The sequence below is a fragment of the Paeniroseomonas aquatica genome, from assembly GCF_030409335.1.
Taxonomy (GTDB): domain Bacteria; phylum Pseudomonadota; class Alphaproteobacteria; order Acetobacterales; family Acetobacteraceae; genus Belnapia; species Belnapia aquatica.
In genome coordinates this window covers 18,677-38,980 of record NZ_JAUFPN010000197.1, presented here as the reverse complement: position 1 = coordinate 38,980, position 20,304 = coordinate 18,677, and the positions used below count along the sequence as shown (strand labels likewise).

Sequence of the window (20,304 nt, the reverse complement as noted above, 5' to 3'; positions counted from 1 at the left end):
CTTACATTCCCGCCAGGCGGCTGATGCTCAAGGCGGCCTCGTGCCGCGCCACCAGCGCGGCGACGGTCGCCTCGAAGAAGGACAGGAAGGGCTGCGGATAGATGCCCATCCAGAGGGTGAGGATGATCAGCGGGGCGAAGACCGCGTATTCCCGCGGGCTGAGGTCGAGCAGCGCCCGCACGTCGTCCCGGGTGATCGCCCCGAACGAAACCCGGCGATAGAGCCAGAGCATGTAGCAGGCGCCGAGCACCATGCCCGTCGCGGCCCCGAAGGCCACCCAGGGATTGATGCGCCAGGCCCCGACGATGACCAGGAACTCGCCGACGAAGTTGGCGGTGCCGGGCAGGCCGATGGAGGCCATGGTGAAGAGCATGAAGACCAGGGCATAGGCCGGCATCACGCGGGCGGTGCCGCCGTAGCGCAGGATCTCGCGGCTGTGCAGGCGGTCGTACAGCACGCCGACGCAGAGGAAGAGCGCGCCGGAGACGACGCCATGCGCCAGCATGGTGAAGAGCGCGCCCGAGAGGCCCTGCTGGTTGAAGGTGAAGATGCCCAGCGTGACGATGCCCATGTGCGCCACCGAGGAATAGGCGATGAGCTTCTTCATGTCCTCCTGCGCCAGCGCCACCATCGAGGTGTAGACGATGGCGACGATGGACAGCACGAAGATCAGCGGGGCGAAGTCGGCGCTGGCCTCGGGCAGCAGCGGCAGGGTGAAGCGCAGGAAGCCGTAGGCACCCATCTTCAGCAGCACGCCGGCGAGGATGACGGAGCCGGCGGTCGGCGCCTCGACGTGCGCATCCGGCAGCCAGGTATGGACCGGCCACATCGGCACCTTCACCGCGAAGGAGCAGAGGAAGGCGAAGAAGATCCAGGTCTGCGCCGAGCGCGGCACCGCATACTCAAACAGCGCCGGGATGTCGGTCGTGCCGGCATTGTACCAGAGGTAGAGGATCGCCAGCAGCATCAGCACGCTGCCGAGCAGCGTGTAGAGGAAGAACTTGAAGGCGGCATAGACCCGCCGCGGCCCGCCCCAGACGCCGATGATCAGGAACATCGGGATCAGCACGGCCTCGAAGAAGACGTAGAAGACGATGAAGTCGAGCGCCGCGAACATGCCGACCATCATCGTCTCGAGGATGAGGAAGGCGACCATGTACTCCCGCACCCGCACCTGGATCGACTCCCAGGAGGCGAGGATGCAGAGCGGCGTCAGTGCGGTGGAGAGCAGCACGAAGAGCACCGATATGCCGTCGACGCCCATGTGGTAGCCGACGCCGAATTCCGGCAGCCAGGCCAGCTTCTCCTCGAACTGGAAGCCGGAGGAGGCGCGGTCGAACTTCACCCAGAGGATCAGGCTGAGGAGGAAGACGATCAGGCTGGTCCAGAGCGCGGTCCAGCGGGCGTTGCTGGCGACCACCTCGTCCGTGCCGCGGACCGACATGATGATGGCCGCGCCCGCGAGCGGCAGGAAGGTGAGCAGCGTGAGCAGCGGAAAGCCGGCGGCGTTCATTCTCAGCGCCCGATCAGGAAGAGGGAGACGAAGATGACGAGGCCGATGATCATGGTGAAGGCGTAGTTCGCCACCCTCCCCGTCTGCAGCCGGACCGCGCCGCGGGCGACGCCGGCGGCGATCCCGGCCGCGCCGTTCGGCATGCCGTCGATGATCCGGGCATCGCCCACCTTCCAGAACTGGAACGCCAGCCGCCGCAGCGGCTGCACGAAGATCATGTCGTAGAGCTCGTCGAAGTACCACTTGTTCAGCAGGAACCGGTAGGCCCCGCGGAAGGTCGCGGCCAGCCGGGCCGGGATGCCCGGCGCGAACATGTACATGACATAGGCGAGGACGATGCCGACCACGCCGACCACGGTCGGCGCCAGCGGCACCCATTCCGGCACCTCGTGCATCGCGTGCATGATGTGGTTGTGGGCGCCGTTGAAGATCGCGCCGTTCCAGAATTCGTGCTCGTGCTCGCCGATGAAGAAGGGGGCGAAGATCGCGCCGGTCAGCACCGCGCCCACCGCCAGCAGCAGCAGCGGGATCAGCATGACCGCCGGGCTTTCGTGGACATGCTCCATGGTGTGGTGATCCGCCCGCGGCTTGCCGTGGAAGGTCAGGATCAGCAGCCGCCAGGAGTAGAAGGCGGTCAGGAAGGCGGCGAGGATGCCGCAGACGAAGGCATAGATGCCGACCGCGCTATGGGCGGCGAAGGCGGCCTCCAGGATGGCGTCCTTGGAATAGTAGCCGGCGAAGAAGGGGATGCCGGCCAGCGCCAGGCTGCCGATCCACATGACGGCATAGGTCACCGGGATCTTGGTCCAGATGCCGCCCATCCGGCGGATGTCCTGCTCGTCCGACATGGCGTGGATCACGCTGCCCGCGCCGAGGAAGAGCAGCGCCTTGAAGAAGGCGTGGGTGAAGAGGTGGAAGATCGCCACCTGATAGGCGCCGACGCCGGCGGCGAAGAACATGTAGCCGAGCTGCGAGCAGGTGGAATAGGCGATGACCCGCTTGATGTCGTTCTGCACGCAGCCGATGGTCGCGGCGAAGATGGCGGTCGTCGCCCCCACCACCGTCACGATCTGCAGCGCGACCGGGGCGTATTCCATGATCGGCGACATCCGCGCCATCAGGAAGACGCCCGCCGTCACCATGGTCGCGGCATGGATGAGCGCCGAGACCGGGGTCGGCCCCTCCATCGCATCCGGCAGCCAGGTGTGCAGGCCGATCTGCGCCGACTTGCCGCAGGCGCCGAGGAACAGCAGCACGCCGATCAGCTCGATCGCCGGCAGGCCGGCGAAGCGGTCGTTGGCATGCTCCGCCACATTGGCGAAGATGGTGTCGAATTCGATGCTGCCGAAGACGAAGAAGGTCAGCGCCACGCCCAGCATGAAGAAGACATCGCCGACGCGGTTGACGATGAAGGCCTTCATCGCGGCGCGGTTGGCGCTCTCGCGGTCGTACCAGTAGCCGATCAGCAGGTAGGAGGCGAGGCCGACGCCCTCCCAGCCGAAGAAGAGCTGGGCCAGGTTGTCGGCGGTCACCAGCATCAGCATCATGAAGGTGAAGAGGCTGAGGTAGGCGAAGAACCGTGCCGGCGTCGCGTCATGCGACATGTAGCCGACCGAGTAGAGATGGATCAGCGTCGAGATGAAGGTGACCATCGCCACCATCACCACGCTGAGCGTGTCGTAGCGCAGCGCCCAGGAGAACTCGAGCCCGCCCACGTCCATCCAGGTCAGCAGCGGGAAGGTCGCGGGGTGGCTGCCCATGGCCACCTGGCCGAAGGCCAGGCTGCCGCAGACCGCGGCCAGCGCCATGCAGGCGACGGTGGACCACTGCGCCAGCCGGTCGCCCAGCCAGCGGCCGAGGAATCCGCTGAGGCAGGCGCCCAGCAGGGGGAAGAAGATCGCGCCAACGAACATGGGTTCAGCCCTTCAGCGTCGAGATATCCTCGACCTCGATGCTGCCGCGGTTGCGGAAGTAGATGACGACGATGGCGAGCCCGATGGCGGCCTCGGCCGCCGCGACGGTGAGGACGAACATAGCGAAGATCTGCCCGGTGAGATCGTTCAGGAAGGCAGAAAAAGCCACGAAATTCAGGTTCACCGCGAGCAGGATGAGCTCCACGCTCATCAGGATGACGATGACGTTCTTCCGGTTGAGGAAGATGCCGAAGATGCCGAGTACCAGCAGGATGGCGCTGACGGTCAGGTAGTGGGCGAGGCCGATGTCCATCAGTGGTGACCCCCGTGCCCGGCATCATGCGTGACGGCGGGCTTCTCCACCTCGGCGACCGGCGGGCGGCGGATGCCGAGCGTGCCGATGCCGGCGCCGGACGGCACCTTCTCAAGCAGGACCGAGCCGCTGCGCGAGACCTGCGCCCCGATGTTCTGCCGGCGCGAGGCGGTCGACTTGCGGTGGGTCAGCACGATCGCCCCGATCATCGCCACCAGCAGGATCAGGCCGGAGGCCTGGAAGAGGTAGACGTAGTCGGTATAGAGGATGCGGCCGATGGCCATGGCATTGGTCACGTCGCCGCCCGGGTTGGGCGAGAGCCGCAGCTCCGCCGACTGGTCGGCGAAGGTCCAGCTGCCGAGCACCAGCAGCAGCTCGAGGAACAGGATGGCGCCGACCACCGCGCCGACCGGGGCGTAGCGCTGGAAGCCCTCCCGCAGCCGGGCGAAGTCGATGTCGAGCATCATCACGACGAAGAGGAACAGCACCGCGACCGCGCCGACGTAGACGATGACCAGGATCATCGCCAGGAACTCCGCCCCCGCGATCAGGAACAGCGCTGCCGCGTTGAAGAAGGCCAGGATCAGGAAGAGCACGCTGTGGACGGGGTTGCGCGACGACACCACCATCACCGCCGAGGCGATCAGGATGGCGGCGAAGAAGTAGAAGGCGAGAGCGGCGATCATCGGTTTTCCCGCTTCAGCGATAGGGGGCGTCGAGTTCGAGCCGCTTGGCCAGCTCGGGCTCCCAGCGGTCGCCGTTCGCGAGCAGCCGCTTCTTGTCGTAGAGCAGCTCCTCCCGGGTCTCGGTGCTGAACTCGAAGTTCGGCCCCTCGACGATGGCATCCACCGGGCAGGCTTCCTCGCACATCCCGCAATAGATGCACTTGGTCATGTCGATGTCGTAGCGCGTGGTGCGGCGGCTGCCATCCTCGCGCGGTTCGGCCTCGATGGTGATGGCCTGGGCCGGGCAGACCGCCTCGCAGAGCTTGCAGGCGATGCAGCGTTCCTCGCCGTTCGGGTAGCGGCGCAGCGCGTGCTCTCCCTTGAAGCGCGGGCTGATGGCGCCCTTCTCGTAGGGGTAGTTGATCGTGACCTTCGGCTTGAACAGGTAGGAGAAGGTCAGCGCCATGCCCGAGATGATCTCGGTCAGCAGCAGGCTGCGGGCGACGCGGTCGAGGGTTGCCATGACGCGATCCTTAGGCCGGGAGCCAGCCGGCAAGCTTCAGCACCGCCGCCGTCAGGATCAGCCAGACCAGGCTGAAAGGCAGGAAGACCTTCCAGCCCAGCCGCATCAGCTGGTCGTAGCGGTAGCGCGGGAAGGTGGCCCGCACCCAGATGAAGACAAAGAGGAGAAGCGCGATCTTCAGCGCGAACCAGACGAAGCCCGGGATCCAGGTGAAGGGCTCCATGTGCATCGGCGGATGCCAGCCACCCAGGAAGAGGATGGTGGTCAGCGCCGACATCAGGATCATGTTCGCGTATTCGCCGAGGAAGAACAGCGCGAAGGACATGCTGGAGTATTCGACGAAGAAGCCGGCCACCAGCTCGGACTCGCCCTCCGGAAGGTCGAAGGGCGCCCGGTTGGTCTCGGCCAGGGCGCTGATGAAGAAGATGATGAACATCGGGAAGAGCGGGATGAAGAACCACACCCGCTCCTGCGCCCGAACGATGTCCGAAAGGTTCAGCGAGCCGACGCAGAGCAGCACGGTCACGATGACGAAGCCGATCGAGACCTCGTAGCTGACCATCTGCGCCGCCGAGCGCAGCGCGCCAAGGAAGGCGTACTTCGAATTGCTGGCCCAGCCGGCGATGATGACGCCATAGACGCCGAGCGAGCTGACCGCAAACAGGTACAGGATCCCGACGTTGATGTCGGCGATGGCCCAGCCATCCTGCACCGGGATCACCGCCCAGGCGATCATCGCCAGCATGAACAGCAGGATCGGCGCCAGCACGAAGAGGAAGCGATTGGCCCCGGAGGGGATGATCGTTTCCTTCATCAGCATCTTGATGGCATCGGCGAAGGGCTGCAGCAGGCCGAAGGGGCCGACCACGTTCGGGCCGCGGCGCAGCTGCATCGCCGCCAGCACCTTGCGCTCCGCGAGCGTCAAATAGGCGACGGCCAGCAGCACCGGCACCAGCAGCGCCAGGGTCTGCGCCACCGTGATCGCCAGGATCCCGATGGGCGAGGCGAGAAAAGCATCCATCCCGCCTACTCCGCAGCCTGGGGCAGATAGGTCCGCGCGCATTCCGCCATGGTGGCGGAGGCGCGGCTGATGACGTCGGCCTGCCAGTAGTTGGCGACCGAAGGGGTGAAGGCGGCATCGGAGACCGCCGCCACATCGCCCGCCGGCCCGGTCTGGTCGGTGCAGCCATGCGGGGTGAACTCGGCGCCGGCGAAGGCCGGGCTCACCTCGGCCAGCCGCGCCCGCACGCCGTCGAGGCTGTCATAGGGCAGCCGGGCGCCGAGCAGCTCGGAAGCGGCGCGGATGATCTTCCAATCCTCCCGTGCCTCGCCCGGCGGATAGACCGCGAGGCGGCCGCGCTGCACCCGGCCCTCGGTATTGACCCAGGTCGCGTCCTTCTCGGTATAGGCCGCGCCGGGCAGGATGACGTCGGCCCGCGCCGCGCCGGCCTCGCCATGGTGGCCCTGGTAGACCACGAAGGCGCCCTCCGGCACGCCGCCGGGCTCGGCGCCCAGCAGCCAGAGCCCCTGGACGTCGGCCGGGATGCCGGTGGTGAAGCCGAGGTCGAGCGGCGCCACCTGGCCGCCGAACTGGTGCAGCAGGTTGAAGCCGTGCCAGTCCGCCTGCAGCATGTTGTTCTGAGCCGCGATCTGCCAGGCCGCCGCCAGCACCGCGGCGCCGTCGCCCCGGGTCAGCGCGCCACGGCCGAGGATGAGCATCGGGCGCTTGGCCGCGCGCAGCACCTCGTTGAAGCGGTGGCTGCCGCCGGCAAGCGCCGCGAGGGTCGCGCCCCCCTCCCCCAGCCAGTCATGGCCATAGGTCAGGTCGAGGCCGCGCGGGCCGATGAAGCCGATGGGGAAGCTGCCGGCCACCACCCGCTTGCGGATGCGGGCATTGATGACGGGCGATTCGATCCGCGGGTTGCTGCCGATGATCAGCAGCGCATCCGCCTCCTCGATCCCGGCGATGCCGGTATTGAAGGTGTAGAAGTCGCGCCGCGAGGCGTCGATCGCCGCATCGTCGACCCGGCACTCGAGGTTGGTGCTGCCGAGGGCCGCCATCAGGTCGCGCAGCGCGACGGTCGCCTCGGCATCCACCAGGTCGCCGACCACGGCGCCGAGCTTCTTGCCGCGGAACCCTTCGGCGATGGCGGTGAAGGCCTCCATCCAGCTGGCCGGCACCAGCTTGCCGCCCTTGCGGATCCAGGGCCGGTCGAGCCGGCGGCGCTTCAGCCCGTCGAAGGCGAAGCGGCCGCGATCGGCCATCCATTCCTCGTTCACGTCGTCATTGGTGCGCGGCATGATCCGCAGCACCTCGCCCGAGCGCGCATCGATGCGGATATTGGTCCCGGTCGCGTCCAGCACGTCGATGCTGTCGGTCTTGCGCAGTTCCCAGGGGCGGGAGACGAAGGCATAGGGCCGGCTGGTCAGCGCGCCAACAGGGCAGATGTCGATCAGGTTGCCGGACAGCTCGGTGGTCAGCGCCTTCTCGACATAGGTGCCGATTTCCATGTTCTCGCCGCGGTTCGTGGCACCCAGCTCCGGCACGCCGGCCACCTCGGTGGCGAAGCGCACGCAGCGGGTGCACTGGATGCAGCGGTTCATGATCGTCTTGACCAGCGGGCCCAGGTACTTGTCCTTCACCGCCCGCTTTTCCTCGCGGTAGCGGCTGGCATCCTTGCCGAAGGCAACGGCCTGGTCCTGCAGGTCGCACTCGCCGCCCTGGTCGCAGATCGGGCAATCCAGCGGGTGGTTGATCAGCAGGAATTCCATGACGCCGCGGCGGCCATTGCGGACCATCGGGCTATCGGTGAAGACCTTCATGCCATCCGCGACCGGATAGGCGCAGGAGGCGATGGGCTTCGGCGCCTTCTCCACCTCGACCAGGCACATCCGGCAATTGCCGGCGACGCTCAGCCGCTCGTGGTAGCAGAAGCGCGGGATCTCCTTGCCGGCCGCTTCGCAGGCCTGCAGCACGGAGACGCCGTTCGGCACCTCCACCTCGATCCCGTCGACGGTAACCTTCGCCATCGGTGCTACTCCGCCGCCATGGGCAGGGCGCGCGTGCCGCGCGCTGCCTTGAAGGCCGCAATGCGTTCTTCCATCATCGGCCGGAAGTGCCGGATCAAGCCCTGCACCGGCCAGACGCCGCCATCGGCGAGGGCACAGATCGTGTGCCCCTCGATCTGCCGCGTCACCTGCTCGAGGATGTCGATCTCGTCGACCTCGGCGCGGCCTTCGACCATGCGGTCCATCATGCGCTTCACCCAGCCCATGCCCTCGCGGCAGGGGGTGCACTGGCCGCAGCTCTCATGCTTGTAGAAGGTCGAGAGCCGGGCGATCGCCTTGATGAGATCGGTGGACTTGTCCATCACGATCACCCCCGCGGTGCCGAGGCCGGTCTTGTGCTCCCGCAGCGCGTCGAAATCCATCAGCACGTCGTTGCAGACGGACTTGGGGATCATCGGCGTCGAGGATCCGCCGGGGATCACCGCCAGCAGATTGTCCCAGCCGCCGCGCACGCCGCCGGCGTGCTTCTCGATGAGCTCCCGCAGCGGGATGCTCATCTCCTCCTCGACGTTGCAGGGCTTGTTCACATGGCCCTGGATGCAGAAGATCTTGGTGCCGCTGTTCTTCGGCCGGCCGAAGCCGGCGAACCAGGCGGCGCCACGGCGCAGGATGGTCGGCACCACCGCGATGGTCTCGACGTTGTTCACCGTGGAGGGGCAGCCATAGAGCCCGACGGCCGCCGGGAAGGGCGGCTTCAGCCGCGGCATCCCCTTCTTGCCCTCGAGGCTCTCGATCAGCGCCGTCTCCTCGCCGCAGATATAGGCGCCGGCGCCGCGGTGGACATAGAGGTCGAAGTCCCAGCCGCCGCCGCAGGCATTCGGCCCGAGCAGACCGGCCGCATAGGCTTCGTCAATGGCGGCCTGCAGCACCAGATGCTCGTTGTAGTACTCGCCGCGGACGTAGATGTAGCCGGCATGCGCGCCCATGGCGACGCCGGCGATCAGGCAGCCCTCGACCAGCGTATGCGGGTCGTGCCGCAGGATGTCGCGGTCCTTGCAGGTGCCCGGCTCGGACTCGTCGGCATTGACCACCAGGTAGTGCGGCCGGTCGCTCGCCTGCTTCGGCATGAAGGACCACTTGAGCCCGGTCGGGAAGCCGGCGCCGCCGCGGCCGCGCAGGCCGGAGTTCTTCAACTCCTCGATGATCCAGTCGCGGCCCTTGGCGATCAGCGCGCCGGTACCGTCCCATTGGCCACGCTTCCGCGCGCCGGCCAGGCGCCAGTCGTGCAGGCCGTAGAGGTTGGTGAAGATGCGGTCCTTGTCGGACAGTGCCACGACCTATTCTCCCGCCACATCGGTCAGGGTCTGCGGTCCGCCGACCGGGGCGCTGGTCTGGCGGCCGATGACCGAACCCGGCGCCGGCCGCTCGCCGCGCCGCAGCGCCTCGAGCAGCTTCACCGTGCTGTCGTAGTCCATGTCTTCGTAGTAGTCGTCGTCGACCTGCAGGATCGGCGCATTCACGCAGCCGCCGAGGCACTCGACCTCGGTCATGGTGAAGACGCCGTCCTCGCTGGTCTGGCCATAGCCCGAGAGATGCCCGGCATCCCGGCAAGCGCGGGCCACGTCATCCGAGCCGCGCAGCCAGCAGGGCGTCGTGCCGCAGACCTGCAGGTGGTACTTGCCGATCGGCTTCATGTTGAACATGAAGTAGAAGGTCGCGACCTCGTAGACGCGGATCGCCGGCATGCCGAGCCGCTCGCCGACCGCATCCATGCCCTTGTTCGGGACCCAGGCGCTGCCGGTCTGCCGCTGCATCTGCTTCTGCACGACATAGAGCAGCGGGATCACCGCGCTCGCCTGCTTGCCCGGCGGGTAGCGCTTCACGATGGTGTCGATCGCCTTCAGGCTCTCGTCGTCGAAGGCGAAGCTCTCGGGCTGGATGAAGTCCGTCACCGGTCGATCTCCCCGAAGACGATGTCGAGCGAACCGATGATCGCCACGGCATCGGCCAGCATGTGCCCCTTCGAGAGCACTTCCATGGCCTGCAGATGGGCATAGCCCGGCGCGCGGATCTTGCAGCGATACGGCCGGTTGGTGCCGTCGGCGACCATGTAGACGCCGAACTCGCCCTTCGGCGCCTCGGTCACCGTGTAGGTCGCGCCGGCGGGCACGTGATAGCCCTCGGTATAAAGCTTGAAGTGATGGATCAGCGATTCCATCGACCGCTTCATCTCGCCCCGGGAGGGCGGCACGATCTTGTTGTCCAGCACCTTGATCGGCCCCGGCTTCAGCAGGCCGAGGCACTGCTTCACCATGCTAAGGCTCTGGCGCATCTCCATCATGCGCACGAGGTAGCGGTCGTAGCAGTCGCCCTGCCGCCCGACCGGGATCTCGAAGTCGAGCTGGTCGTAGATCTCGTAGGGCTGCGACTTGCGCAGGTCCCAGGGCACGCCGGAAGCGCGCAGGCAGGGGCCGGAGAAGCCCCATTCCATCGCCATCTCGGCGGTCATGATGCCGATGTCGACGGTGCGCTGCTTGAAGATGCGGTTGTTGGTCAGCAGCCCCTCGAGGTCGCCGAGGAACTTCGGGAACTGCTCGCACCAGCCGGCGATCCGATCGTCGAGCCCGGCGGGCAGGTCCTTTGCCACGCCGCCGGGGCGGAAGTAGTTCACGTGGTAGTGGCTGCCGCCGACCGCCTCGTAGAATTCCAGCAGGTGCTCGCGCTGCTCGAAGCCCCAGAGCGCGGGGGTGATGGCGCCGCAATCCAGCGCATAGGTGGTCACGTTCAGCAGGTGGTTCAGGATGCGCGTCAGCTCCGCGAACATCGTGCGGATGACCCGGGCGCGGATCGGCACGTCGCCCTCGATGCCCAGCAGCCGCTCCACCGCGATGGCGAAGCTGTGCTCCATGCACATCGGGCTGACGTAATCCAGGCGGTCCATGTAGGGCAGCGCCTGGAGGTAGGTTTTGTACTCGATCAGCTTCTCGGTGCCGCGATGCAGCAGCCCGATATGCGGATCGGCCCGCTCCACCATCTCGCCCTTCATCTCGAGGATGAGGCGCAGCACGCCGTGCGCGGCCGGATGCTGCGGGCCGAAGTTGATGGTGTGGCTGTCGACCTCGACGGTGCGGGTCGGCTCGTTCGGGGAGGCGTTCGCGGATTCTGCTGTCAGGCTCATGGCTTCGGCCCCGCGACCTGGGGTGCGGCGGGCGGCTCGACCCGGTTGAGGAAGACCTTCTCGTCGCCCGGCAAGGTCGTCATGTTTTCCCAAGGGGAGAGGAAATCGAAATTGCGGAAGTCCTGGGTCAGCTTCACCGGCTCGTAGACCACCTGCTTCCGTTCCTCGTCGTAGCGGACCTCGACGTGGCCGGTGAGCGGGAAGTCCTTGCGCAGCGGGTGGCCCTCGAAGCCGTAGTCGGTCAGCAGCCGGCGCAGGTCGGTCTGGCCCTCGAAGACGATGCCGTACATGTCCCAGGCCTCGCGTTCGTACCAGGTGGCGCAGGGCCAGACATGGATCAGGCTCGGCACCGGCGTCGCCGCATCGGTCGAGACGATGACCCGGATGCGCCGGTTATGCGACAGGCTGAGCAGGTTGTAGATCACCTCGAAGCGGGCCGGCCGCTCCGGCCAGTCGGCGCCGCAGAGGTCCATCAGCTGCTCGAAGCCGAAGTGGTCGCGGAGCAGGGTCATGGCCTCCACCAGGCCTTCGCCCGGCAGGGTCAGCACCAGCTCGGCGCCGCGCTCGATCTCGATGCGGCCGGCGGGCAGCGCGGCCAGCACGGCCTCGCCGAGGGCCGTCAGGGATTGAGTCTCAGCCACGCAGGATGGTCCCCTGACGCCGGATCTTCTTCTGCAATTGCATGATGCCGTAGACCAGCCCCTCGGCGGTCGGCGGGCAGCCCGGCACGTAGACATCGACCGGCACGATCCGGTCGCAGCCGCGCACCACGCTGTAGGAGTAGTGGTAGTAGCCGCCGCCATTGGCGCAGCTGCCCATGCTGATGACCCAGCGCGGCTCCGACATCTGGTCGTAGACCTTGCGGAGCGCCGGGGCCATCTTGTTGGTCAGCGTGCCGGCCACGATCATCACGTCCGACTGCCGCGGCGAGCCGCGCGGGATGACGCCGAGCCGGTCCAGGTCGTAGCGCGCCATGTAGGCGTGGATCATCGGCACCGCGCAGCAGGCCAGGCCGAAGGTCATCGGCCAGAGGCTGCCGGTGCGGGCCCAGTTCACCACCTTGTCCAGGTTGGCGATGACGAAGCCCTTGTCCTCGATCTCGCCGGTGATGCCCTTCACCACCGCATCCTGCGCCGCGCCCGGCGCCAGGTGGTCGCGGTTCCAGGCCACTGTATCCGTGTTATCGCTCATGGGTCTCTCCGGCGTAACGGCGTGGCCGTCACTCCCAGTCCAGGGCGCCCTTGCGCCATTCGTAGACGAAGCCAACCGTCAGCACGCCGAGGAAGGCGACCATCGAGAGGAAGCCGAACCAGCCGATGCCCCCCAGCGCCACCGCCCAGGGAAACAGGAAGGCCACCTCCAGGTCGAAGATGATGAAGAGGATGGCCACCAGGTAGAAGCGCACGTCGAAGCGGCGGCGCGTGTCGTCGAAGGGCTCGAAGCCGCATTCATAGGCCGAGAGCTTTTCCGGGTTGGGCTTCTGCCGGGCGACCAGCAGGCTGCCGCCCACCATGGCGACGGCGATGCCCCCGGCGATGGCCAGGAAGACCAGGATCGGGAAATATTCGGCCAGCAGCGGCTGGGTCATGGGTGCTCCGCCTTCAGACGCGCTTCGGGTGCTGGCCGTAGGCTTTCGAGACACCCGGGGCAAGCCTACCGCAGCGCAGCGCGGCCGGACATTACCCCTGCCCCGCGTGCTCCGCCATAGGGGGAGCGGCCTTTAACACCCCGCATTTGGCGACGCCGGGCCGGAACGTAAAGGGTCCAAAATGCGGCAGAGGCGCCGCCCCTTCTCAGGAGCGGCGCCTCTGGTGCCTGCTGTCCGCGTGGCGCGAGTGACGGGGCTCGAACCCGCGACCTCCGGCGTGACAGGCCGGCGCTCTAACCAACTGAGCTACACCCGCCCGCGAACAGGAGCCGGGGTTTATGGGGGACGGCCCGGGGTGTCAAGCGCCCCTCGCCCTTCCCCGTCAGTAAATCACCACCACCGGCGGCGTCAGCGCCACCGCCAGCGCGACCGAGGCCCAGTAGGTCGCGGTCTGCTGCGCCTCCAGGGCCAGCCGCTGCTGGAAGGCGCGATCCGCCGCCTCCGCCCGCTCGATCTGGGCGAGCCAGCGCCGCGCCTCGGCATCGCCGCGGCTGGCCGCCAGCGACAGCCAGGACCGCGCCTCGGCCAGGTCCTGGCCCATCTCCTCGAGTCCGGTCATGTAGAGCCGCCCAACCGCCTTCTGCGCCGGCAGGAAGCCGTTCTGCGCCGAGCGCCGCATCCATTGCAGCGCCTCGTAGGAGCGGCGGGAGACGCCGTCGCCGCGGAAATACATCAGGCCGAGGTTGTACTGGCTCTCGGCGACGCCCTTTTCGGCCGCCAGGGTGAACCAGCGCGCCGCCTCGGCCGAATCGCGCGGCAGGCCGCGGCCCTGCAGGTAGAGGAAGCCGAGGTTGTGCGCCGCCTGGGCCACGCCGCCCTGGGCGGCTTCGGTATAGAGCCGGATGGCCCGGGCCCGGCCACCGGGCGCCGCCCCCTCCTCGGCCAGCTTGCCGAGCCGGTACTGGGCGAAGGGCATGCCGGCGCCGGCCGCCACCTCATAGTTTCGGGCGGCCTGGCCCAGGTTCCGGCCGAGGCCGCCGGCCCCGAATTCATAGGCTTGGCCGAGCCGATAGGCCGCCCCGGGGTCGCCCGCCGCGGCCGCGGCCCGCAGCTCGGCCACCGATTCGCCGCGGTAGAGGTCGGGGTCGGCCTGGCGCTGCAGCCGCTCGTCGTCGGCGATGACGATGGTCTGCGCCTGGCTCGACTGCACCCGGCAGCCGGCTTCGTCGCAGACCTGCACGGCCGGGCCGAAGCCGCTGCCGCCGACCATCCGCGGCTGGCACCCGCCCAGCAGCAGGCCGAGGCCGAGGGCCGCGACGGCGATGCCGCCGCGGCCGCCCGCCTCAGCGGGAGCGCAGCGCGCCGCCACCGGTGCCGAGCCCGCCGCGGACGTCCTGCGCCTTGTAGTTCCGCACCGCGACGACGAGCTTGTTGTAGGCATCGACGAAGGCGGCGACCGTCGCCTGCCCCGCCGGGGTCCGCTGGTAGCCGCCGAGCACGCCGCCGGCGGTGGCGCCGAAGCCGCCCATCACCGCGCCGAAATTCGTCGCCGTGGCCGAGCCTTCCGAGGCCGCCACCTGCACGCCGCTGCGCATGTCGAAGACCGACATGGTGACCGAGGTGGCCGACTGCGACATCGCCGCCCCGGCGAGGCCGACCGCCAGCCCGCCCCAGCCGCCGATGCCGCCGCCGAGGCCGCCGAGGTTCTGGTTCGAGAAGAGAATCGCCGGCTCGATGAAGAGGTCGGCGGCGACCCGCTGGCCGCGCTGCATGTTGGAGCCGGCGCGGAACTCGCCGCTGTTGCGCATGTCGCCGACCATGCCGCGCATGCGGCCTTCCAGCCGGTTGTTGCCCAGCGAGGTGATGACGAAGCAGTTGGACTGCTGGATGACCAGGCGCACCATCGGCTCGATGGTGGTGATCTGGGTGCGGGCCATGAAGGGCCCCCACCAGCTCTGGTCGCGGCCGTCATCGACCGCCACGGTGCCGAGCGGCTCGGAGCAGCGCTCGACGCCGCTGGCGCCGACGCTGGCACTGCCGCCGGCGGCCCCGGTCACAGGGCCGCTTGAGGTGCCCTGCTGAATACAACCGCCAAGCGACAGGGCGGCGACGGCTGCAACGCCCAATTTACCAAGACCAGACAGCACCTGAGGCCTCCACCGGAACACGCTGGCCTGAGCCAGACATTCTACCTGCGAAAGCTTACATGAGTACCGGAACGGATCAAGATAACGCAGCGGCTGGAATGGGCGCTGTAGGGATCGAACCTACGGCCACCTGCGTGTAAGGCAGGCGCTCTACCGCTGAGCTAAGCGCCCCCTGGGCCGGGCCTGAGCCCCGGCCCTAGTTCACCGCATCCTTCAGGCCCTTGCCGGCCTTGAAGCGCACGGTGGTGGTCGCGGGGATCTTGATCTCCTCACCGGTGCGGGGATTGCGGCCCTTGCCGGCCTTGCGCTTGGAGGTCGAGAAGGTGCCGAATCCGACCAGGCGGACATCGGTCTTGGTCTTCAGGGATTCGGTGATGGCATCGAAGACCGCGTCGAGGATGTCTCCGGCCTTGGCCTTCGGCAGGTCACCCGCCTCGGCCACGATCGTGATGAGATCCTGCTTGTTCATGGGCTAGCCCCCCTTCGCCATGGATGATGCCATCAGCCTGCCCCAGATGAATCCAGGCTGTTACTGGCAAGGACTGTACGGGCGCAAATTCTCGCGCGTCAATCGCGCTACGCGTCCATGCCCGCAGTTATCCGCCATTTTCCGGCGAAGGGTGGCCTGGGAGGCGCGGGGGGGAGGCATGATCGCGCCTCGCCCCCGCGGTCCGGTCAGTGCGGCAGCGCCGGCAGTCCGTCGCCATCCGCCGCCCGCGGCGAGGGCGGGTCGGGCGGCTCCTCCCAGGAGATCGCCTCGGGCTTGCGCACCAGCGCCGCCGAGATGACCTCGTCGACATGCGAGACGGCCCGGATGGTCAGGCCCTTCTTCACGTTGTCGGGGATTTCCGCCAGATCCTTCTCGTTGTCCTTCGGGATGAAGACCGTGGTGATGCCGCTGCGCAGCGCCGCCAGGAGCTTCTCCTTCAACCCGCCGATCGGCAGAACGCGGCCGCGCAGCGTGATCTCGCCCGTCATCGCCACCTCCCGCCGCACCGGGATGCCGGTGAGGACGGAGACGATGCTGGTCGCCATGGCGATGCCGGCGCTCGGGCCATCCTTGGGCGTCGCGCCTTCCGGCACGTGCACGTGGATGTCGCGCTTGTCGAAGAGCGTCGGCTTCAGGCCGAAGCTGGTCGCCCGCGACCGCACATAGGACATGGCGGCCGAGACGCTCTCCTGCATGACGTCGCCAAGCTTGCCGGTGGTCTGCACCTTGCCCTTGCCGGGCACGGTCACCGACTCGATGGTCAGGATCTCGCCACCCACCTCGGTCCAGGCCAGGCCGGTGACCACGCCCACCATGTCCTCCGCCTCGGCCTCGCCATAGCGGTGCTTGCGCACGCCGGCGAACTTCTCGAGGTTCTTGGCGGTGATCGTGACCTTCTTCGACTTCTTGGCGACGATCTCGCGCACCGCCTTGCGGGCGAGGCCGCCGATCTCGCGCTCCAGGCTGCGGACGCCGGCTTCCCGCGTGTAATAGCGGACCAGGTCGCGCAGCGCCTCCTCGGTGACCGACCACTCGCCGGCCTTCAGCCCATTGGCCTCGGACTGCTTGGCCATCAGGTGGCGCTTGGCGATCTCCACCTTCTCATCCTCGGTGTAGCCGGGGATGCGGATGATCTCCATGCGATCCATCAGCGGCTGCGGCATGCGCAGGCTGTTGGCGGTCGTCACGAACATCACGTCCGACAGGTCGTAGTCGACCTCGAGGTAGTGGTCGGCGAAGGTCGCGTTCTGCTCGGGGTCCAGAACCTCGAGCAGCGCGCTCGAGGGATCGCCGCGCCAGTCGGCACCGAGCTTGTCGATCTCGTCCAGCAGGAAGAGCGGGTTCGACATCTTAGCCTTCTTCATGCCCTGGATGACCTTCCCAGGCATGGAGCCGATATACGTGCGCCGGTGGCCGCGCACCTCGGCCTCGTCCCGCACGCCGCCGAGCGACATGCGGACGAAGTTGCGCCCCGTCGCCTTGGCGATGGACTTGCCGAGCGAGGTCTTGCCGACGCCTGGCGGGCCGACCAGGCAGAGGATCGGGCCACGGATCTTGGGCGAGCGCGACTGCACCGCCAGATACTCGATGATCCGCTCCTTGACCTTCTCGAGGCCGTAGTGGTCGGCGTCGAGCACCTTCTCGGCGGCGACGATGTCGCGCCGCACCCGGGTCTTCTTCTTCCAGGGGATCGAGAGCATCCAGTCGAGGTAGTTGCGCACCACCGTCGCCTCGGCGCTCATCGCCGACATGGTGCGGAGCTTCTTCAGCTCCTGCAACGCCTTCTCGCGCGCTTCCTTGCTCAGCGCGGTCGCCTTGATGCGGGCTTCCAGCTCGGCAATCTCGTCCTTGCCGTCCTCGCCCTCGCCCAGCTCCTTCTGGATCGCCTTGAGCTGCTCGTTCAGGTAGTACTCGCGCTGGGTCTTCTCCATCTGCCGCTTGACGCGGTTGCGGATGCGCTTCTCCACCTGCAGGACGCCGATCTCGGATTCCATATGGCCGAAGACGCGCTCGAGCCGCGCGGCGACGCCGCCGATCTCGAGCAGCTCCTGCTTCTCCGGGATCTTCAGCGACAGGTGGCTGGCGACCGTATCCGCGAGCTTGGCGGGATCCTCGATCTGGTTGATCGAGACCAGCACCTCGGGCGCGATCTTCTTGTTGAGCTTGATGTACTGCTCGAACTGCCCGACCACGGTCCGGGCCAGGGCCTCGGTTTCCGGCGGCTCGGCCGGCTGCTCGTCGAGCGGCGCGGCATAGGCCTCGAAGTGGGTCTTGGTTTCCTTGAAGCCGGTGATCTGGGCGCGCTTGCCGCCCTCGACCAGCACCTTCACGGTGCCGTCGGGCAGCTTCAGCAGCTGCAGCACCGTGGAGACGGTGCCGACGGCGTAGAGGTCGTCGGCCTCGGGGTCGTCCTGGGCTGCGTTCTTCTGGGCGACCAGCAGGATCTGCTTGTCGTCGCGCATGACCGCTTCCAGGGCGCGGACGGATTTCTCGCGCCCGACGAAAAGCGGCACGATCATGTGCGGAAATACCACGATGTCCCGCAACGGCAGGACAGGCAGGAGATCGCCGGTGTTAGGCTCTTGGGTCTTATCCGCCATAATGGACCTCACTGTAGGACAGTCGGCCCGCGGGCCACCCCCAGCAACTGCTGGTTGGCGGCATGACCCGCGGCGCCACGGGGATGTTGAGCAGATGGGCCGCCCAGCACCCCCCCGCAAGTCTGATCAGCCGGATGGCGGGGGTACCACCCCCCGGCTGTCCCGTCAGGCGGAGCTTTGTTCCGCCGCCCGCTCACCGTAGATGAACAGCGGGCTGGCCCGGCTTTCCGCGACCTCGCGGTTCACCACCACCTCGTCCACGTCGTCCAGGCCCGGCAACTCGAACATGGTGGTCAGCAGGATCTGCTCCATGATCGAACGCAGGCCGCGGGCGCCGGTTTTGCGCTGGATCGCCCGTGTCGCCACCGACCGCAGCGCGTCGTCGGTGAAGGTGAGCTTGGTCCCCTCCATCTCGAACAGCCGCTGGTACTGTTTGACGATCGCGTTCTTCGGCTTGGTCAGGATCTCGATCAGCGCCTTCTCGTCGAGATCCTCGAGCGTGGCGATGACCGGCAGGCGGCCGATGAACTCGGGGATCAGGCCGAACTTCAGCAGATCCTCGGGCTCCACCTCGCGCAGCACCGCGCCGGTGCGGCGGTCGTCGGGGCTGCGGACCTCGGCGCCGAAGCCGATGCCCGAGCCCTTGCCGCGCGCCCCGATGATCCGCTCGAGCCCGGCGAAGGCGCCGCCGCAGATGAACAGGATGTTCGAGGTGTCGACCTGCAGGAATTCCTGCTGCGGGTGCTTCCGGCCGCCCTGGGGCGGCACGGAGGCGACCGTGCCTTCCATGATCTTCAGCAGCGCCTGCTGCACGCCCTCGCCCGAAACGTCGCGGGTGATGGAGGGGTTGTCCGACTTGCGGCTGATCTTGTCGACCTCGTCGATGTAGACGATGCCGCGCTGCGCCCGCTCGACGTTGTAGTCGGCCGACTGCAGCAGCTTGAGGATGATGTTCTCGACATCCTCGCCGACGTAGCCCGCCTCGGTCAGCGTGGTCGCATCGGCCATGGTGAAGGGCACGTCGAGGATGCGCGCCAGGGTCTGCGCCAGCAGCGTCTTGCCCGAGCCGGTCGGGCCCAGCAGCAGGATGTTCGACTTGGCGATCTCGACGTCGTTGTTCTTCGCGCCATGCGCCAACCGCTTGTAGTGGTTGTGCACCGCGACGGAGAGCACCTTCTTCGCATGGTCCTGGCCGATGACGTAGTCATCGAGGACCTTGCAGATCTCCTTCGGGGTAGGCACCCCGTCCCGCGACTTCACCAGATGCGTCTTGTGCTCCTCACGGATGATATCCATGCAGAGCTCGACGCATTCATCGCAGATGAAGACGGTGGGTCCGGCGATGAGTTTGCGGACCTCGTGCTGCGACTTGCCGCAGAACGAGCAGTAGAGGGTATTCTTCGAGTCGCCGGACTTGCTCATGGGCACTCCGCCTGAAAGGGCCGGCCGTAACGCCCGCGGATCGTGCGGGCAGCCAGCAGGCCGCGCCCCCCATGGCCCTTGCGGGCCGGAAAGGGGGCTTTCCACGGGACTGTAGCCCCCCTGTCATCGGGGGAAAAGCTTTGTAGGGTCACGGCCGGGAGCGTCGCGAGGACGGGAGAGCCCGAAATCGGGCCCCGCGTCACCCGGCCGGCCGGCCGCAACCCCATGGCGGGACGGAGCGTCAGCTCTTGCCCGCCTCGGCCGCGCCGGGCGCCAGCGGCCGCTGGTCGACCACCTGGTCCACCAGGCCGAAGTCCCGGGCCTCCTCGGCCGACATGTAGCTGTCCCGCTCCAGCTTCTTCTCGATCGCCTCGATCGGCTGGCCGGTATGCTTCACGTAGATCTCGTTCAGCCGCTGCCGCAGCTTCAGGATCTCGCGCGCCTGGATCTCGATGTCGGTCGCCTGGCCCTGGGCCCCGCCCGAGGGCTGGTGCACCATGACCCGGCTGTTCGGCAGGCAGAAGCGCTTGCCCGCGGCGCCGGCGGTCAGCAGCAGGGAGCCCATGGAGGCCGCCTGGCCGATGCAGACCGTGCTGACGGGGGAGCGGATGTACTGCATGGTATCGTACATCGCGAGGCCGGCGGAGACGACGCCGCCCGGGCTGTTGATGTAGAAGGCGATGTCCTTGTTGGGATTCTCGCTCTCGAGGAAGAGCAGCTGGGCGCAGATCAGCGAGGACACCTGGTCGAAGACCGGGCCCGTCAGGAAGATGATCCGTTCCTTCAGCAGGCGGGAATAGATGTCGTAGGACCGCTCGCCCCGCGCCGTCTGCTCGACGACCATGGGGACCAGGGTATTGTTGAAGACCTCGACAGGATCACGGTCCCGCATGGAAGTACCTTTCAGTCAGCAGCGCACGCAGGCCGGCGCTCGGAGGGGCAT

The 20,304-nt window shown here is 67.5% G+C and carries 19 protein-coding genes and 2 tRNA genes; all 21 read right to left on the bottom strand.

What is annotated here, in order from left to right; all coding sequences use genetic code 11:
• Position 1 precedes the first annotated feature (1 nt).
• Complete coding sequence (locus QWZ14_RS25310) at positions 2 to 1,513, bottom strand: NADH-quinone oxidoreductase subunit M (RefSeq protein ID WP_290319770.1); 1,512 nt, start codon at positions 1,511 to 1,513, stop codon at positions 2 to 4.
• A 2-nt stretch (positions 1,514 to 1,515) separates the two neighbouring features.
• A complete protein-coding gene (gene nuoL / locus QWZ14_RS25305) occupies positions 1,516 to 3,426 on the bottom strand; it encodes an NADH-quinone oxidoreductase subunit L (RefSeq protein ID WP_290319769.1) in 1,911 nt (636 codons plus the stop codon).
• 4 nt (positions 3,427 to 3,430) lie between these two features.
• On the bottom strand, positions 3,431 to 3,739 hold the full coding sequence (gene nuoK, locus QWZ14_RS25300; protein ID WP_290319768.1) for an NADH-quinone oxidoreductase subunit NuoK: 309 nt from the start codon (positions 3,737 to 3,739) through the stop codon (positions 3,431 to 3,433).
• Positions 3,739 to 4,425, bottom strand: a complete 687-nt coding sequence (locus tag QWZ14_RS25295; protein ID WP_290319767.1) for an NADH-quinone oxidoreductase subunit J — start codon at positions 4,423 to 4,425, stop codon at positions 3,739 to 3,741. Before QWZ14_RS25295 ends, nuoK begins: the two co-directional genes overlap by 1 nt.
• 13 nt (positions 4,426 to 4,438) lie before the next feature.
• On the bottom strand, positions 4,439 to 4,927 hold the full coding sequence (gene nuoI, locus QWZ14_RS25290; protein ID WP_290319766.1) for an NADH-quinone oxidoreductase subunit NuoI: 489 nt from the start codon (positions 4,925 to 4,927) through the stop codon (positions 4,439 to 4,441).
• A 10-nt stretch (positions 4,928 to 4,937) separates the two neighbouring features.
• Complete coding sequence (gene nuoH / locus QWZ14_RS25285; RefSeq protein ID WP_290319765.1) at positions 4,938 to 5,948, bottom strand: NADH-quinone oxidoreductase subunit NuoH; 1,011 nt, start codon at positions 5,946 to 5,948, stop codon at positions 4,938 to 4,940.
• Positions 5,949 to 5,953: 5 nt separating this feature from the next.
• The gene (nuoG, locus tag QWZ14_RS25280) at positions 5,954 to 7,957 is read right to left on the bottom strand and encodes an NADH-quinone oxidoreductase subunit NuoG (RefSeq protein WP_290319764.1); all 2,004 of its coding nucleotides are present in this window, start codon (positions 7,955 to 7,957) and stop codon (positions 5,954 to 5,956) included.
• Positions 7,958 to 7,962: 5 nt separating this feature from the next.
• Positions 7,963 to 9,270: an NADH-quinone oxidoreductase subunit NuoF gene (nuoF, locus tag QWZ14_RS25275; protein WP_290319763.1), complete on the bottom strand. Its 1,308-nt coding sequence runs from the start codon at positions 9,268 to 9,270 to the stop codon at positions 7,963 to 7,965.
• A gap of 3 nt (positions 9,271 to 9,273) precedes the next feature.
• Entirely contained in the window at positions 9,274 to 9,888 is a 615-nt protein-coding gene (gene nuoE, locus QWZ14_RS25270) for an NADH-quinone oxidoreductase subunit NuoE (RefSeq protein ID WP_290319761.1), read from the bottom strand.
• Positions 9,885 to 11,114 carry an NADH-quinone oxidoreductase subunit D gene (locus tag QWZ14_RS25265; protein ID WP_290319760.1) on the bottom strand — a complete coding sequence of 410 codons (1,230 nt, stop codon included), beginning with the start codon at positions 11,112 to 11,114 and terminating at the stop codon, positions 9,885 to 9,887. Before QWZ14_RS25265 ends, nuoE begins: the two co-directional genes overlap by 4 nt.
• Positions 11,111 to 11,755: an NADH-quinone oxidoreductase subunit C gene (locus tag QWZ14_RS25260; protein ID WP_290319759.1), complete on the bottom strand. Its 645-nt coding sequence runs from the start codon at positions 11,753 to 11,755 to the stop codon at positions 11,111 to 11,113. The genes QWZ14_RS25265 and QWZ14_RS25260 overlap by 4 nt, the downstream gene beginning before the upstream one ends.
• Positions 11,748 to 12,305: a NuoB/complex I 20 kDa subunit family protein gene (locus QWZ14_RS25255; RefSeq protein ID WP_290319758.1), complete on the bottom strand. Its 558-nt coding sequence runs from the start codon at positions 12,303 to 12,305 to the stop codon at positions 11,748 to 11,750. The genes QWZ14_RS25260 and QWZ14_RS25255 overlap by 8 nt, the downstream gene beginning before the upstream one ends.
• Positions 12,306 to 12,333: 28 nt before the next feature.
• Positions 12,334 to 12,702, bottom strand: a complete 369-nt coding sequence (locus QWZ14_RS25250; RefSeq protein ID WP_290319757.1) for an NADH-quinone oxidoreductase subunit A — start codon at positions 12,700 to 12,702, stop codon at positions 12,334 to 12,336.
• Between the two features lie 239 nt (positions 12,703 to 12,941).
• Positions 12,942 to 13,018, bottom strand: a tRNA-Asp gene (locus QWZ14_RS25245).
• A gap of 66 nt (positions 13,019 to 13,084) precedes the next feature.
• Entirely contained in the window at positions 13,085 to 14,071 is a 987-nt protein-coding gene (locus QWZ14_RS25240; protein WP_290319756.1) for a tetratricopeptide repeat protein, read from the bottom strand.
• On the bottom strand, positions 14,046 to 14,759 hold the full coding sequence (locus QWZ14_RS25235; RefSeq protein WP_290319755.1) for a hypothetical protein: 714 nt from the start codon (positions 14,757 to 14,759) through the stop codon (positions 14,046 to 14,048). Before QWZ14_RS25235 ends, QWZ14_RS25240 begins: the two co-directional genes overlap by 26 nt.
• Positions 14,760 to 14,948: 189 nt before the next feature.
• Positions 14,949 to 15,020 (bottom strand) — tRNA-Val (locus tag QWZ14_RS25230).
• Positions 15,021 to 15,045: 25 nt separating this feature from the next.
• The gene (locus tag QWZ14_RS25225; RefSeq protein WP_290319754.1) at positions 15,046 to 15,318 is read right to left on the bottom strand and encodes an HU family DNA-binding protein; all 273 of its coding nucleotides are present in this window, start codon (positions 15,316 to 15,318) and stop codon (positions 15,046 to 15,048) included.
• Positions 15,319 to 15,524: 206 nt separating this feature from the next.
• Positions 15,525 to 17,939, bottom strand: coding sequence for an endopeptidase La (gene lon / locus QWZ14_RS25220; protein WP_290319753.1), 2,415 nt, complete (start codon positions 17,937 to 17,939; stop codon positions 15,525 to 15,527).
• 165 nt (positions 17,940 to 18,104) lie between these two features.
• Positions 18,105 to 19,361 (bottom strand): ATP-dependent Clp protease ATP-binding subunit ClpX, encoded by a 1,257-nt coding sequence (gene clpX, locus QWZ14_RS25215; protein ID WP_290319752.1) that lies wholly within the window; start codon positions 19,359 to 19,361, stop codon positions 18,105 to 18,107.
• Between the two features lie 241 nt (positions 19,362 to 19,602).
• Positions 19,603 to 20,253: an ATP-dependent Clp endopeptidase proteolytic subunit ClpP gene (clpP, locus tag QWZ14_RS25210; protein ID WP_290319751.1), complete on the bottom strand. Its 651-nt coding sequence runs from the start codon at positions 20,251 to 20,253 to the stop codon at positions 19,603 to 19,605.
• Positions 20,254 to 20,304: the final 51 nt, after the last annotated feature.

Bases quoted from the DNA above. Each gene is read 5' to 3' on its own strand.
- QWZ14_RS25310 (WP_290319770.1), bottom strand. From the start codon at position 1,513: ATGAACGCCGCCGGCTTTCCGCTGCTCACGCTGCTCACCTTCCTGCCG.
- QWZ14_RS25255 (WP_290319758.1), bottom strand. From the start codon at position 12,305: ATGAGCGATAACACGGATACAGTGGCCTGGAACCGCGACCACCTGGCG.
- QWZ14_RS25225 (WP_290319754.1), bottom strand. From the start codon at position 15,318: ATGAACAAGCAGGATCTCATCACGATCGTGGCCGAGGCGGGTGACCTG.
- nuoI (WP_290319766.1), bottom strand. From the start codon at position 4,927: ATGGCAACCCTCGACCGCGTCGCCCGCAGCCTGCTGCTGACCGAGATC.
- clpP (WP_290319751.1), bottom strand. From the start codon at position 20,253: ATGCGGGACCGTGATCCTGTCGAGGTCTTCAACAATACCCTGGTCCCC.
- QWZ14_RS25250 (WP_290319757.1), bottom strand. From the start codon at position 12,702: ATGACCCAGCCGCTGCTGGCCGAATATTTCCCGATCCTGGTCTTCCTG.
- nuoH (WP_290319765.1), bottom strand. From the start codon at position 5,948: ATGGATGCTTTTCTCGCCTCGCCCATCGGGATCCTGGCGATCACGGTG.
- lon (WP_290319753.1), bottom strand. From the start codon at position 17,939: ATGGCGGATAAGACCCAAGAGCCTAACACCGGCGATCTCCTGCCTGTC.
- nuoG (WP_290319764.1), bottom strand. From the start codon at position 7,957: ATGGCGAAGGTTACCGTCGACGGGATCGAGGTGGAGGTGCCGAACGGC.
- clpX (WP_290319752.1), bottom strand. From the start codon at position 19,361: ATGAGCAAGTCCGGCGACTCGAAGAATACCCTCTACTGCTCGTTCTGC.
- QWZ14_RS25295 (WP_290319767.1), bottom strand. From the start codon at position 4,425: ATGATCGCCGCTCTCGCCTTCTACTTCTTCGCCGCCATCCTGATCGCC.
- QWZ14_RS25265 (WP_290319760.1), bottom strand. From the start codon at position 11,114: ATGAGCCTGACAGCAGAATCCGCGAACGCCTCCCCGAACGAGCCGACC.
- nuoK (WP_290319768.1), bottom strand. From the start codon at position 3,739: ATGGACATCGGCCTCGCCCACTACCTGACCGTCAGCGCCATCCTGCTG.
- nuoL (WP_290319769.1), bottom strand. From the start codon at position 3,426: ATGTTCGTTGGCGCGATCTTCTTCCCCCTGCTGGGCGCCTGCCTCAGC.